The organism is Cypionkella aquatica, from assembly GCF_030161095.1.
GTDB classification, from domain to species: Bacteria; Pseudomonadota; Alphaproteobacteria; order Rhodobacterales; family Rhodobacteraceae; genus Cypionkella; species Cypionkella aquatica.
This window is the reverse complement of record NZ_BSPP01000002.1, coordinates 25,091-37,994: the sequence shown is the minus strand read 5'-3', so window position 1 is coordinate 37,994 and position 12,904 is coordinate 25,091. Positions and strand designations below refer to the sequence as shown.

Annotated in this window: 14 protein-coding genes; 10 read left to right on the top strand and 4 right to left on the bottom strand. The window is 56.9% G+C overall.

The window, feature by feature from the left end; translation table 11 throughout:
• Nucleotides 1-34 precede the first annotated feature (34 nt).
• Genes fliP through fliF form a run of 4 tightly spaced genes read right to left on the bottom strand, consistent with a single transcriptional unit; the run spans nucleotide 35 to nucleotide 3,207 of the window.
• A complete protein-coding gene (fliP, locus tag QQJ98_RS00900) occupies nucleotides 35-757 on the bottom strand; it encodes a flagellar type III secretion system pore protein FliP (protein ID WP_284323434.1) in 723 nt (240 codons plus the stop codon).
• Nucleotides 757-1,026, bottom strand: coding sequence for a FliM/FliN family flagellar motor switch protein (locus QQJ98_RS00895; protein ID WP_284323433.1), 270 nt, complete (start codon nucleotides 1,024-1,026; stop codon nucleotides 757-759). The genes fliP and QQJ98_RS00895 overlap by 1 nt, the downstream gene beginning before the upstream one ends.
• Complete coding sequence (locus tag QQJ98_RS00890; protein WP_284323432.1) at nucleotides 1,019-1,615, bottom strand: FliH/SctL family protein; 597 nt, start codon at nucleotides 1,613-1,615, stop codon at nucleotides 1,019-1,021. The genes QQJ98_RS00895 and QQJ98_RS00890 overlap by 8 nt, the downstream gene beginning before the upstream one ends.
• Nucleotides 1,615-3,207, bottom strand: a complete 1,593-nt coding sequence (fliF, locus tag QQJ98_RS00885) for a flagellar basal-body MS-ring/collar protein FliF (RefSeq protein WP_284323431.1) — start codon at nucleotides 3,205-3,207, stop codon at nucleotides 1,615-1,617. Before fliF ends, QQJ98_RS00890 begins: the two co-directional genes overlap by 1 nt.
• 117 nt (nucleotides 3,208-3,324) lie before the next feature.
• On the opposite strand from fliF, the gene QQJ98_RS00880 reads away from it, so the two are divergent.
• The 10 genes from QQJ98_RS00880 (at nucleotide 3,325) to QQJ98_RS00835 (ending at nucleotide 12,903) form a co-directional block, all read left to right on the top strand.
• Nucleotides 3,325-3,807 carry a flagellar basal body-associated FliL family protein gene (locus QQJ98_RS00880; protein ID WP_284323430.1) on the top strand — a complete coding sequence of 161 codons (483 nt, stop codon included), beginning with the start codon at nucleotides 3,325-3,327 and terminating at the stop codon, nucleotides 3,805-3,807.
• Nucleotides 3,808-3,818: 11 nt separating this feature from the next.
• Nucleotides 3,819-4,199, top strand: a complete 381-nt coding sequence (locus QQJ98_RS00875) for a hypothetical protein (protein WP_284323429.1) — start codon at nucleotides 3,819-3,821, stop codon at nucleotides 4,197-4,199.
• On the top strand, nucleotides 4,196-4,759 hold the full coding sequence (locus QQJ98_RS00870; protein ID WP_284323428.1) for a MotE family protein: 564 nt from the start codon (nucleotides 4,196-4,198) through the stop codon (nucleotides 4,757-4,759). Before QQJ98_RS00875 ends, QQJ98_RS00870 begins: the two co-directional genes overlap by 4 nt.
• Nucleotides 4,760-4,823: 64 nt before the next feature.
• A complete protein-coding gene (gene motA, locus QQJ98_RS00865; protein WP_284323427.1) occupies nucleotides 4,824-5,693 on the top strand; it encodes a flagellar motor stator protein MotA in 870 nt (289 codons plus the stop codon).
• Nucleotides 5,690-7,816 (top strand): hypothetical protein, encoded by a 2,127-nt coding sequence (locus QQJ98_RS00860; protein WP_284323426.1) that lies wholly within the window; start codon nucleotides 5,690-5,692, stop codon nucleotides 7,814-7,816. Before motA ends, QQJ98_RS00860 begins: the two co-directional genes overlap by 4 nt.
• Before the next feature lie 91 nt (nucleotides 7,817-7,907).
• A complete protein-coding gene (locus tag QQJ98_RS00855; RefSeq protein ID WP_284323425.1) occupies nucleotides 7,908-8,621 on the top strand; it encodes a transglycosylase SLT domain-containing protein in 714 nt (237 codons plus the stop codon).
• A 1-nt stretch (nucleotide 8,622) separates the two neighbouring features.
• Nucleotides 8,623-10,701 carry a flagellar biosynthesis protein FlhA gene (gene flhA, locus QQJ98_RS00850; RefSeq protein WP_284323424.1) on the top strand — a complete coding sequence of 693 codons (2,079 nt, stop codon included), beginning with the start codon at nucleotides 8,623-8,625 and terminating at the stop codon, nucleotides 10,699-10,701.
• Nucleotides 10,698-11,474: a flagellar biosynthetic protein FliR gene (locus QQJ98_RS00845; RefSeq protein ID WP_284323423.1), complete on the top strand. Its 777-nt coding sequence runs from the start codon at nucleotides 10,698-10,700 to the stop codon at nucleotides 11,472-11,474. The genes flhA and QQJ98_RS00845 overlap by 4 nt, the downstream gene beginning before the upstream one ends.
• Nucleotides 11,471-12,550 (top strand): EscU/YscU/HrcU family type III secretion system export apparatus switch protein, encoded by a 1,080-nt coding sequence (locus tag QQJ98_RS00840; protein ID WP_284323422.1) that lies wholly within the window; start codon nucleotides 11,471-11,473, stop codon nucleotides 12,548-12,550. Before QQJ98_RS00845 ends, QQJ98_RS00840 begins: the two co-directional genes overlap by 4 nt.
• The gene (locus tag QQJ98_RS00835; RefSeq protein ID WP_284323421.1) at nucleotides 12,547-12,903 is read left to right on the top strand and encodes a hypothetical protein; all 357 of its coding nucleotides are present in this window, start codon (nucleotides 12,547-12,549) and stop codon (nucleotides 12,901-12,903) included. Before QQJ98_RS00840 ends, QQJ98_RS00835 begins: the two co-directional genes overlap by 4 nt.
• Nucleotide 12,904 lies beyond the last annotated feature (1 nt).

Sequence of the window (12,904 nt, the reverse complement as noted above, 5' to 3'; positions counted from 1 at the left end):
CAAGCTCCCGCCAGATTCCTGATCGTTGGACATCCTAGAAGTAGCTGCGAACCAACGCGCCCGATACCAAGCTCCACCCATCAGCCACCACGAAAAATGCCAGCTTGAACGGCAAGGATACGACCGCAGGCGGCACCATCATCATGCCCATCGACATCAGCACGGCAGCGACAACCAAGTCGATGATCAGGAATGGCAGAAAGATCAGAAAGCCGATCTCAAACGCGCGCTGAATTTCAGACAGGATGAACGAAGGCACCAGCAGCGAAAGCGGCGCATCAATTGGCAAGACCGCCGCGGCGTTAGGGCGCAAATTCTGCAGCGCAGCGAAAGTATCGCTGTCCAGCCGATGCGCCATAAATCCACGAAACGGCCCCAAGATCAATGGTATAGCCTGTTGCAAGTCAATGCTGCCCGCGTTCAACGGCTCCACCCCTTTTGCCCAGGCTTCGGTGAACACCGGGTCCATCACGAACCATGTCAGAAACAACGCAAGGCTGACGATCAGCATATTAGGGGGCGATTGCTGCAAACCAATGGCTTGACGCAAGATTGACAGCACCGTGACGATGAACGGAAAGCACGTGATCATAACGGCCAACCCCGGAACCAGGCTGAGCACCGTCATCACCACCAGCAACTGAACTGATCGTGTCGAAAGCGCCGTTCCGTCACCAAAGTCGATCGACATGCCCTGTGCCAGCATTGGCGCGGTGAACATCAGCAGAAACCCCAGCGCCAATGCCAGCCTTTGCATCACAGCCCGCCTCGCAGATTTGCAACTTCGGTCAAACGCACGGCAAGCTGGCCCGAACTACCGCCCTCAAGCTCTTGCAGCTCGCCACGCGCGATCAGGCGATCACCAACATAAAGCTCGACCGGATCATCAACCTTACGATCTAGTGCCAACACCGCATCGCGCGTCAGTCGCAACAGATCCCGAACCAAAGGCCGGGCTTTGCCTACCGAGATTGTCACCTCAATCGGAACCTGACCGAAGGGGTTGCTGTCTGGCAATTCATCCATGTTTCTTCTCCTGCATCGAAATTTCAAAGAATCCGTGCACTGCGGCCGTGATTTCGGCGATGGCGCGGTCGAGGTTGACGTGAGTTTCACTGCTGCCCAGCTTCAGATAGACCTGACCCTCGCTGAGGCTGGGTTCTTCGGTCAGGATCAGCGGCAGGCCCGTCGCTTCTTCAAGCAAGGTTTCAAGTGCCGCGCGCGAGGCTGGGTTCAGCACCAAAGTGACCGGGGTATCCGCCAGCTTTTCTGCTATCGGCATTAAGGCTTCCAGCACCACCTGCGCCAAAGTTTCGCGGGCAAGCGCGGGCAAAAGCCTGCCAACCATCTCTGTCATCAGGGGTTGCAAGGCGCGCAGCACGTGCTGGCGAGCCTCATGAAATGTGAAGGACAGCGCCTGCAAATTGCGCGCAAGATCGGCGCGGACCCGGGTTTGATCCCCCGCCTGTGCTGCGGCGGCATCCTCCCATCCCGAGGTGTAGCCAGAATCGTAAGAAGCAAGCTTGGTCTCTTCAAGATGCAGGGCATCGAGCACGACGGTCTTGCCAGTGCCTGCCACCTGTTCCGTCTCAAACACTTCCAAACGCAGCACCATCACCGCACCTCTTCTTCAACTTCCATCCAACCGCGCAATATCTCGACGGATTCTGACTGGCGTTCTTCGATCAACTGACGCAATCGGCTCATGGGGTCGCGACTGCTTTCAGAACCGGGCACGCCCCCAACCACAGACAGCGGTGGCAGATCTTTGCCATCGTCAATCTCACCCGTAAGCGCCTGCTGACGTTCAATGCCACTGGCAGCAGGCAATGCCAAAATGGGCGTAGGCCCTGGCAAAGCCGTCCTGCGCGCCGCAGAAGCGAACACCGGTCTGATCACGAAAAGCCCTAAAATCAGTGCGACCAAAGCCAGCACGCAGGTTTGAATAAGCGTCATCAGATTGATTTCACCAAAGGAAAGCATGCTGGCTGCGATCGGATCACCGCTTTGCGGCAACGGCTGAAACTCCAGTGATTTCAAGGTAAGTACATCGCCCCGCGTCGTATCTAACCCAGCAGCCGAGCTGACAAGCTCGCGCAACACGCCCAACTCTTCCTCGGCGCGCGGCTGAAACGTCACTGTGCCATCGGCCGCCGCAACAGGAACCGCATCAACCAGTACGGCGATAGAGATTTTGCGAACCGAACCCGGTGCCTTCACCAACTGGCGATTGGTCTCGGACACCTCATAGTTCACCTTCTCGCGGGTTTCAGAACTGTCACTTTTGCCACCGCCGCCCGCTGCAGCAGTATTGGCGGGCAGGTTTGAGGCAACGGTCACATCACCGCCCGGTTGCGTGCTGGCTTCGGTCCGCTGAGTGTTGTCAGTTGAAATGGCCACCCGGCTTTGCGGGTCAAAACTGCGCTCAGTGATTTGTTCCGCATCGGTTACGACATCCACCGCGACCTCGACCACCGCTTTGCCCGCCCCGACCCTTGCGGCCAACAGACGTTCGACGTTTTCTTTGATCTCGGCCGCCTTATTGCCAGCCGCGACCGGTGCCGCCTCATCGGTTTCCGAAGCGATCAGACCCGCCACCGAATCGATCACAGCCACCTCATCCGGGGTCATCCCAGGCACCGCAGCCGCGATCAGATGCCGCAACGCCTTGGCTTGCACAGCCGACAGGGTCCCCCCGACAGAGGTGATCGTGACGCTTGCACTGGGCTTCACATCGCGCTGAAACGGTTGCGAGGGCGCTTGGGCGATATGCACCCGCGCGTTGCGGATTTGCGGATTGGACAGAATCGTCCGCGACAGCTCGCCTTCTTTGGCCCGCCAATAGGCCGCATCAAACATCTGCGCTGTGGTGCCAAAGCCCGATAGCGAATCAAGCAATTCGTATCCGGTGCCAGAATTTGCGGGCAAACCTTCGGCCGCCAAGGTCATCCGCAACGCATCCCGCTGTGCTTCTGCGACATAGATTGCCTGACCACGCACCTCATATGGCACGCCCTTCTGATCCAGAGCCGTGATCACATCCCCAGCCGCTGAGCCATCCAAGCCTGCGTAAAGTAAGGACATTCCCGGTGTACCCGCCATCCGCGACATCACTACAATGGCCAAAAACATCGCAAGCGATGCACCAAGAACGACAATGCGTTTGCGGCCATCAAGGTTTTGCCAAATCTGCAAAAGGTTCTGCACTGGTTGGTCTCCGATAACGGGCTTCTGCCCTATGAAGCCAGTTTTGGCGGATTGGCCTTAACAATCGGTTAGTGAGCTTCGGTCTATATTTGCCGCACAAGCAAAACGGAGGACCCCGTGGCCGAAACTGAGCAGCCGCAGGAAGCGGCAACAAAAAAGGGCTCGAAAAAGCCTCTGATCATCGGCCTTGTGCTTGGTCTTTTGATGGCTGGCGGCGGCTTTTATGCAAGCTGGAGCGGGCTGATACTCGGCAGTGGAGATGGCCATGCCGCCGACGAGGCCGCCCCAAATCCGCTGCCTGACATCAGCTTCGTCCCTGTCGATTCGGTAATCGTTTCTATTGGGCCGGGCGAAGACGGCAGGCATTTGCGCTTTACATCACAGCTTGAGGTTGCGGGGCCGCGCACTGCCGAAGTGACCAGCCTGCTGCCGCGTATCGTTGATGTGATGAACAGCTATCTGCGAGCGCTTGACGCCAATGAATTCGACGATCCTGCGGCACTGGTTCGGATGCGCGCGCAATTGTTGCGCCGGATTCAGATTGTGACGGGCGAAAACCGGGTGCGCGATCTTCTTGTCACTGAATTTGTGTTGAACTGAAGGAGATAGCTATGGTGCTGATCGCAGATATTCTGATGGCAGCGGGCGCGTTCGGGGCAGCGATATATTGCTATGTTCTGTCGTCTCGGCTCAAAAAATTCACCACGCTCGAATCCGGTATGGGCGGCGCGATCGCAGTGCTGTCAGCCCAAGTTGACGACATGACGCGCGCGCTGGAGCAGGCACGCGCCGCGGGGAATCGCTCGGCTGATGGATTGGTTGCGTTAACCGCACGGGCTGAAACGGTCGCTGGTCGACTGGAACTGCTTGTCGCTTCGCTACATGATTTGCCAAATCCGGACCCCGCAGAACCCCAAGCTCTACAAACCGACCGACAGCTCCGTTTCGTGCGGCGGCGGCAATCGCGGGATGACTTGGAGGCTGCAGAGTGAAAAAATCTCCATCAGGCCGCGGCGTTTTGTTGATACTGACGCTATTTCTTTCAGCGTCGGGCGCTTTGCGGCTGGGATCGGGGGTCGGGATGGCGCTGGCCAATGCCGAGGCTGAACCAGCCCTAACAGCGGATGCCCCCACAAGCTGTCCGACACCGCCGCTTGCGCTGGTAGAGGCATTGAACATCCGCGAAAGCAAAGTCTCTGCGCGCGAAACGGTTCTGAATGACCGTTTGGCTGCGTTATCGCTGGCAGAGGCGGCAATCACAGCCCGTATCGAAGAAATGACGGCAGCCGAGGCTGAACTGAAGAAGACCTTACAGATCGCCGATGGCGCGGCTGAGGCCGATCTGGCCCGACTGACTGCGGTGTATGAAGCCATGAAGCCGGTCGATGCTGCCAAACTGTTTGGAGAGATGGCCCCTGAATTTGCTGCAGGCTTTCTTGGCCGCATGACTCCGGGCGCTGCTGCGGCGGCTATGGCAGGCATGGATCCCGCGAAGGTCTATGCGATCTCGGTCTTGATCGCAGGCCGAAATGCCATGGCCCCGAAAAACTAGACTCAGGGTTTCTTAACCCGGCGCTGCGATGTTGCAGGGCGGGAAATTTTAGCAAGGTTCAGCCATGTTCGGAATCGTCGGTATCATTGTCATCCTCGTCATGGTGTTTGGCGGATTTGTCATCCACGGCGGACACCTTGCCCCCATCATGGAGGCATTGCCGTTTGAAATGATCATGATTGGTGGCGCGGCACTGGGATCATTTCTGGTTTCGAACGATCTGGCCGCCGTGAAGCACACTGCGAAAGATGTAAGCAAGGTTTTCAAGGGTCCAAAGTGGAAGCCCGACGATTTCCGCGACCTTTTATGTTTGCTGTTTGAGTTGATCCGCATCGCACGCGCCAATCCTGTTGGGCTTGAAGAGCATATTGAAAAGCCCGGTGAATCGTCGATATTTGGCAAGTACCCCAAAATTCAGCACGACCACGAGACTGTTGACCTGATCGCCGATACGTTTCGCGCGGCCGCGATGAACTACGATGATCCGCATCAAGTTGAAGAGGTGCTGGACAAGCGGGTTGAGGCCGCTTTGGCGCATGCAATGCACTCCAGCCATGCGCTGCAATCCATGGCCGATGCTCTGCCCGCGCTGGGCATTGTCGCCGCCGTTCTTGGCGTGATCAAGACGATGGGCTCTTTGGACCAACCCCCTGAAATATTAGGAGAAATGATTGGTTCTGCCTTGGTTGGCACCTTTCTGGGGGTGTTTCTCGCCTATGGCATTATGGGGCCGTTTGCTGCCAGAGTGAAAACCGTGGTCGAGGATGATGGGCATTTCTATCAACTTGTCCGTGAAGTTTTGGTGGCCAATTTGCACCGGCATGCCCCCAACATCTGCATCGAAGTCGGACGTCAAAACACGCCACATCACGTACGCCCAACCTTTGCTGCAATTGAGGAATCGCTTCGGGCGCTGAAGCAGGAGGCCGCATGATCCGTTTCGCCTTCGCTTTTTGGTTGGTTTTGCTCAACGCAGCTGCCGCAGACCCGGTTTTGGTGAAATCAGGTGAACATGACGGCTTTACGCGGCTGGTACTTGAATTTGAAAGTCCAGTGGATTGGCAAGTTGGCCGCACCGATGACGGCTATCTGCTGCACGTTCGCAATGTCAGTCCAAATTATGATTTCAGCCAAGCGTTCAAGGCAATTGGCAAGGGTCGGCTGGCCGGCATTTCCTCTGATCCCGATTCTGGTGATTTGCAGCTTGCCGTTGCCTGTGCGTGCTATGCCATTCCTTTCGAGTTTCGTCCGGGTATTGTGGTGATTGATCTGAAAGATGGAAAGCCACCGAAAGGCTCTTCATTTGAGGAACCTCTTGCGGCACGACACAAACCTGAAAGCGCGAAGTTACCGGTGCCACACTATGATTGGGCGCAGAATGTTGTTCTTGATCTGCGTGCTGAGCGTGAACCAATCCCCCAAGCAACTTTAGCCCCACCACCGTCCAGTGATCCCGCGCTGCAGACGCTCCGCGAATCCCTGTTGCACCAACTTAGTCGCGGGGCGTCGCAAGGGGTGATTGATATTGCCATAACTCCTGCCGCCAGCGCAGATACCGAAAATCACGCGCCTGCTTCCGCGCGCATAGGTCTGGGTGAGCTGCCCGGACTATCCGTGACAGATGGTCTGCCCACTCACGATACCATTGGCGCAGAGGGCCAAAATTGCATTGATCCTGAGCGGCTTGCGGTTTCAACCTGGGGCGACGACACTCCAATCTTTGCGCAGATGGCTGCTTCAAGCCAAGGCCTCGTTGGGGAATTTGATCAGCAGGATGACCTGATCCTTGAACGTGCCATTCGCTTTCACCTCTTCATCGGATTCGGTGCAGAAGCCAAGCAACTGTTGCTGGCCTTTCCAGGCGATCAGCCTGACCGCGCGATTTGGCAGAGCATGGCCAATCTGGTCGATGGTAACCCTGATCCACAATCTGCATTTTTGGCTCAGCAATCATGTGATGGCCCGTCCGCGCTGTGGGCTATACTCGCTCAAGACAACCTCAAAGATGCGCATGGCGTTAACACGAATGCCGCATTTTTGGCGTTTTCCGCTTTGCCGATTGGCCTTAGGCGTGGGCTTGGGCCAACACTGGCAGACCGGCTCATGGCAGTCGGTGCGACGGATGTCGCGATGCGGGTACGGGATGCCATCCTGCGCGCGCCGGGTGGCGCGGGTTCAGAGACCAGCCTGCTGCAGGCCAAGCTGGAAATGTATCAAGGCCAGCCCGCGATTGCAGAAGCGACATTGAAAACAATGGTTGTCGATCCCGGCCCCGGCACACCTGCCGCTTTGGTTGCTTTGATTGAAGCGCAAGTTGCGCAAGATTTGCCCGTTGATCCGAACATCGTCACTGCACTTGAGGCGGTCGTTGCAGAGCAACCAGATTTGGCAGCTGCACCCGCTGCGCTGCTGTTGGCCAAAGCTGCGTCGGGGGATCTGGATGGCGCTTTCGCCCTGCTGCCGACTGCGCCTGAAACAGAGCCAAAGCTCTGGCGCATCTTGGCACTTTTAGGCACAGATGATGAGATTCTAAGGCATGCCGTGCTGCCGCGCGAAGCGGCCATGCCTGCGAGCCAACCAGATGCCGGGCCCATGCTGGCGAAAAGGCTGCTTAATTTGGGGCTCGCCGACGCCAGCCTGCAATGGCTGGACGCTGAAACCACCGCTGATCCTTTATTGCTTGCCACAATTCACTTACAAAGGCGAGACGGGCGCGCGGTTGTGCGCGTGCTGACAGGCGAAAACTCTAAGCCCGCTCTGGTTCTTCGGGCACAAGCGATGCAACAAATCGGTGACGAAGCCGCAGCCGCACTGATCTACGCGCAGGCGGGTGACGCAATCGCAGAATCACGCGCCCTTGCCAAATCTGAAAACTGGCAGCAAGTCAGCTTGCGTGGTGAAGAGCACTGGAAGCAAGCGGCAAGCGCTTTGATACAACCAGCCGCATCGGGTGCTGCGGGCGACGGACCGCTCGCAGAGGGAAAGCGCTTGATCGACAACAGCGACGCGACGCTTGGCGTAGTGCAATCTTTGCTGGCGCAAGTTGAAGCACCATAATTTCCGGCTTTGCTTACCTTTTAGAAAGGTTCGGACCCTAGTCTGACTTCAGCACCCACACAGAATGTGTCGGAGAATTCGGATAAAATCTATGCGTTTGGGATCAAACTCGGTCGGCCACCGATGCTGTCTGTTGGCAATCGCGGCGTTGAGTGTCAGTGGCGCTTCGCACAGCGCACCTTACACTGAAATGTGTGATCTGGCGGCGCGCCACGCCGCGCAAAACAGCATCGTACCCCTTGAACTTCTACTCGCAATCACGCGCGTCGAAGCGGGGCGCAGCAGATCCGGCGAAACGGAAGCGTGGCCTTGGGCCATGAACCAGGCCGGCCAAGGCTATTGGTTCGACGATGCAACCAAAGCCATCAACTTTGCGGATGACCTTCTGGCCAAGGGTGAAGATAACTACGATGTCGGTTGTTTTCAGATAAATATGCACTGGCATGGAAAGAACTTTGACTCAACCGAAGCCATGTTTGACCCAGAAATCAACGCCCGTTATGCGGCTGAATTTCTTACAGAATTATTCGTATCAGAAGGTGGTTGGCCACAAGCGGTCGCCGCCTATCACTCCCGCAGCCCCGAGCAAGCTGAGGGATATCTCGTTAAGGTTGAAGCTGCTCTGAATGAACTGCGGGGAACGGGTGCCGCGCTGCCAGCCGATGAGGCTCAGGCAATGTCGATACGACCGCAGATATCCCGCAACAATAACTTTCCGCTGTTGCAAGCGGGCTCTCGCGGGGTGGGCGCGTCACTTGTGCCAATGACTGCAGGCAACCCGCCACTATTTGCAGCGGTGCCGTAAGATGCCGAAACTTCAGATCACCGCAGCGACATTCTACCAACCGACGATCTGGCTTGCCTTAGCCTTGATGTCGGTCATCATGATGATGGTCTTGCCGATGCCCGCTTGGGTGCTGGATCTGGGCCTGGCATTGTCCTTTGCATTGGCCATTCTGATGCTGACAGTCACCCTGTTTATTGAGCGCCCCTTAGATTTCTCTGCATTTCCCACAATTCTGCTGGCGTCTTTGATGCTGCGTTTATCGCTGAACATCTCATCCACCAAGTTGATCATCGGACAAGGCCATACTGGGACAGCTGCGGCTGGTCATGTCATTCAAGGGTTTGCCGAATTCATTATGGGCGGCAACCTGTTGCTCGGTTTGGTAATTTTCTGTGTCCTGCTGATCGTCAACTTTATCGTGATCACCAAAGGCGCGGGGCGGATGGCCGAGGTTGGTGCGCGCTTTGCGTTGGACGGCATGCCGGGAAAACAATTGGCGATCGATGCCGATATGGCCGCAGGCGCCATTGACCATGCAGAAGCCAAACGGCGACGCGAAATGGAACTGGCAGAAACCACATTCTTCGGCTCGTTGGATGGCGCGTCGAAATTCGTCAAGGGCGACGCCGTGGCTGGCCTGATGATCACTGGCTTGAATATCGTGATGGGCTTGATCATGGGCACGGTGATGCACGGCATGCCAATAGGTCAAGCCTTTGAGACGTATGCCATTTTAACCGTTGGCGATGGCTTGGTCAGCCAAATTCCTGCAGTCATCATTTCGGTAGCCGCAGCGTTGCTGCTGTCTCGCGGTGGCGCCAAAGGTGCGGCGGACGTGTCATTTTTTGCACAGCTTGGACGCTACCCTGGTGCTTTGGGAACTGTCGCTGCGTTGATGGCACTGTTTGCCTTGGTTCCGGGTATGCCGTTTCTTCCCTTTATATCCAGTGCTGCCCTGATGGCTTGGGCGTCATGGGGAATGTCACGCAAAGCCCGGCGCGCAGCAGCTCTACCCGAACCAAAAGCAGATCCACCGCGTCGCAAACAAATGGGGGATGTGTTGGATTTCGATGAGATTCATATCGAGTTTGCGCCGAATCTGGTGGGCATGGTACTTGACCCTGCAACAGGGCTGGATGTGCGAATTTCCAATATGCGCACACATGTCGCATCTGCCTTTGGCCTGATCCTGCCCGAAGTTCGCCTGACAGATGAGGCCAATTTAAGCCCCGGCACCTACCGCATCCGTCTGCAAGGGGTCGAGCGGGTACATGATGTCCTGATGCCCGATAAAGTCTTGATCTTGCTTGCGGATGGCGTCGATGCCCCCCCCGGCCAAGACGTGCGAGAGCCAGTCTATGGCGCCCCCGCGCGGTGGATCAGGCCCGATAGCCAAGAAGATGCTGCCCTTACGGGTCTGACCGTCGTATCGCCCGCAGAAGTGTTGGCCACCCATCTGCTCGAAGTGATCCGGGGCAACCTCGCCCGGCTGCTGTCTCTGCGCGGATTGCGTCGCTTGCTTGACGAATTTGCAACGCTTTCTGATACAAGCCGCAGCGAAGCAAACCGCCGCTTGCTTGATGAGCTTGTGCCAGAAAAAGTGCCAGTGGATCTGTTGCTGACGGTACTGCGCCTGTTGTTGGAAGAGCGGGTTTCGATACGAAACCTGCCTCTGATCCTTGAAGGCATTGCCGAGGCCCGCGGCCTAGGCTCGCCCGAAGCGATTTGCGAACATGTCCGCCAACGTCTAGGCTTTCAACTTGTGGCCGAGCTGAAACGGGAAGACGGCACGATACCACTTATTCAACTGGCACCCGACTGGGAAAAAACCTTTGCCAGCTATCAAATTGAAGGTGACCGCGGTCAACGTGACATAGCATTGCCGCCCGATCAATTCAGCCGTCTGGCGAACGCAATCGCAGATCGGCTCAATCGCGCGGCTGAAACTGGAACTTATCCGGCGTTGGTCACCTCGACTTTGCGCCGCCGCTTTTTGCGCACAGTCCTCGCCGCGAAAGGCATGTCCGCGCCAGTGCTGTCTTACGAAGAAATCGGGATGGAGGCCCGTCCCGCCATGGTTGGAATCGTGCCGCCATGAATGAGTTGATAAAAGATGCAAATGCGCTGACCGGGATTGCGGCAGACTTGTTGTGGCTGGGCGCTTTGGTTTTCATGCGGGTCGGATCGATGATGTCATTGCTTCCGGCATTTGGCGAACAATCGGTGCCGCAGCGCGTGCGCCTGGTCTTGGCATTAACCTTCACGGCAGTGGTGGCCCCGGCCGCGCAAGCTTCGCCTGATCCAACCCAGGCCACGCTTGCGCCACTGCTGATCGAGGCGGTTGTCGGTCTGATGCTGGGCATCGGTCTGCGGATGTTTGTTCTGGCATTGCAAATAGCGGGCGCGATTGCAGCGCAGGCCACAAGCTTGTCGCAGATGTTTGGGGGGGCCGGACCGGAGCCTCAGCCTGCCATAGGCAATCTCATGGTGATGGCAGGTCTGGCGCTGGCGGTGGCGGCAGGATTGCATGTCCGTGCCGCCGAACTCATCATTCTGTCTTATCAGCTTTTGCCAATGGGCCGGCTGCCAGCTGCGGCAGATGTTGCCCAATGGGGCCTGTCGCAAGTGACCCATGCGTTTTCGCTGGCATTCTGCCTTGCCGCCCCGTTCACCATTGCGGCTTTGCTTTACAACGTAGCGATTGGCGTCATCAACCGCGCTATGCCCGCGCTCATGGTGTCGTTGATCGGAGCACCAGCCTTGACGTTGGGCGGTCTGATATTGATGGCACTTTCATTGCCCTTGGCACTGGCACTTTGGTCGCAATCTTTGCAGGGATTCTTTGTCTCGCCCTTTTCGGCTATGCCATGAGTGATGAGGATGATGACAAGCAGCACGAACCCTCGCAAAAACGTTTGGATGAGGCCCGTGCACGCGGCGAGATTCCAAGATCGGCAGACCTGAACACAGCGGCAAGCTATGCTGGGTTTGTACTGGTTGGGTTGGCCGGCGGTTCCGCTCTGCTGCAACACTTTGGTCAGATCGCGATGGCGATGCTTCAGCAACCTGAGCGGCTTGCGCCCATGGTTTTCGGCAATGCTGCCGCCCCACTGGCAGGGATCGAGCTAAGCTTCGCCTCTACCGCACTGCCGCTGTTTGCCGTGCCGATGATCGCGGTGGTATTGGTTCTATTTGCGCAGCGCGCTGTTCACTTTGCCCCGGAAAAACTGCTGGTGAAATGGTCTCGCATCTCCCCAGCTGCCATAGCAAAGCAAAAGTTTGGGCCCGATGGGCTGTTTGAATTTGGTAAAAGCTTCGCAAAACTGCTGATTGTCACCCTTGTTTTGGTTCTGCAACTCTCAGGTAGCGCCGCCGACATTCTCGCCAGCTTGACCATGGAACCCAAGCAAATCATCGTGCTGATGCTCAAGCTACTGATGAAATTCATGGTGTTGGTTGCGATCATCATCACCATTTTCGGCGTAGTCGATTACATTTGGCAATATATACAGCACCGTCGTCGCAACATGATGTCACGCAAAGACATGATGGACGAAATGAAGGATGCCGAGGGCGATCCGCATGTCAAACAACACCGGCGGCAGCGGGCCCAAGAAATAGCGACCAACCGCATGTTACAAGATGTGGCCAAAGCCGACGTGGTTGTGGTTAACCCGACCCATTACGCAGTCGCGTTGAAGTGGAACCGCAAAGGCCGTGGCGCGCCCATTTGTGTAGCGAAGGGCGTCGATGAAGTGGCGGCGCGCATCCGTGCCAAAGCAGCAGAAGCCGGAGTTCCGTTGCAACCCGACCCGCCGACCGCACGCGCGATCTATGCCAGCGTTGAGATCGGCCAGCAAATTCGTCCCGAACACTATCGTGCGGTGGCCGCCGCAATCCGCTTTGCCGAAGCCATGCGCAAGCGTAGAAAGGTCTATGTGAGATGAGCCAGAAGCAGCAGCTTGCCAAACTTGAGCAATTGTCGAGTCTGCTGCTCGACATCCGGCTGACCACTTTACAGGCAGCCGCGCGTGCCAAGTTGGAAAGTGAAACGCAACTGGCCGGGCTGACGCTACCAAGCTATGCGCCCCACGATCTGTCAGAGATTGCTGCAGCGATGACTGCATTGAACTACGAAAGGTGGGCAGATGCGCGGCGGGCCGAGTTGAACATGCTGCTCGCCCGTCAAACTGTTACACTGATGGAAGCACGAGATGCCGCGCGCGAGGCCTTTGGTAAAAAGCATGCCCTGGGCGGTTTGGCCCAGAAGTTGGCAAATCGGAAGCGATACGAAGACTAGA

What these genes read in the sequence shown, in the direction of transcription:
- fliP (WP_284323434.1), bottom strand. Translation starts at nt 757, where the DNA reads ATGCAAAGGCTGGCATTGGCGCTGGGGTTTCTGCTGATGTTCACCGCG.
- QQJ98_RS00895 (WP_284323433.1), bottom strand. Translation starts at nt 1,026, where the DNA reads ATGGATGAATTGCCAGACAGCAACCCCTTCGGTCAGGTTCCGATTGAG.
- QQJ98_RS00890 (WP_284323432.1), bottom strand. Translation starts at nt 1,615, where the DNA reads ATGGTGCTGCGTTTGGAAGTGTTTGAGACGGAACAGGTGGCAGGCACT.
- QQJ98_RS00875 (WP_284323429.1), top strand. Translation starts at nt 3,819, where the DNA reads ATGGTGCTGATCGCAGATATTCTGATGGCAGCGGGCGCGTTCGGGGCA.
- motA (WP_284323427.1), top strand. Translation starts at nt 4,824, where the DNA reads ATGTTCGGAATCGTCGGTATCATTGTCATCCTCGTCATGGTGTTTGGC.
- QQJ98_RS00860 (WP_284323426.1), top strand. Translation starts at nt 5,690, where the DNA reads ATGATCCGTTTCGCCTTCGCTTTTTGGTTGGTTTTGCTCAACGCAGCT.
- QQJ98_RS00855 (WP_284323425.1), top strand. Translation starts at nt 7,908, where the DNA reads ATGCGTTTGGGATCAAACTCGGTCGGCCACCGATGCTGTCTGTTGGCA.
- flhA (WP_284323424.1), top strand. Translation starts at nt 8,623, where the DNA reads ATGCCGAAACTTCAGATCACCGCAGCGACATTCTACCAACCGACGATC.
- QQJ98_RS00845 (WP_284323423.1), top strand. Translation starts at nt 10,698, where the DNA reads ATGAATGAGTTGATAAAAGATGCAAATGCGCTGACCGGGATTGCGGCA.
- QQJ98_RS00840 (WP_284323422.1), top strand. Translation starts at nt 11,471, where the DNA reads ATGAGTGATGAGGATGATGACAAGCAGCACGAACCCTCGCAAAAACGT.
- QQJ98_RS00835 (WP_284323421.1), top strand. Translation starts at nt 12,547, where the DNA reads ATGAGCCAGAAGCAGCAGCTTGCCAAACTTGAGCAATTGTCGAGTCTG.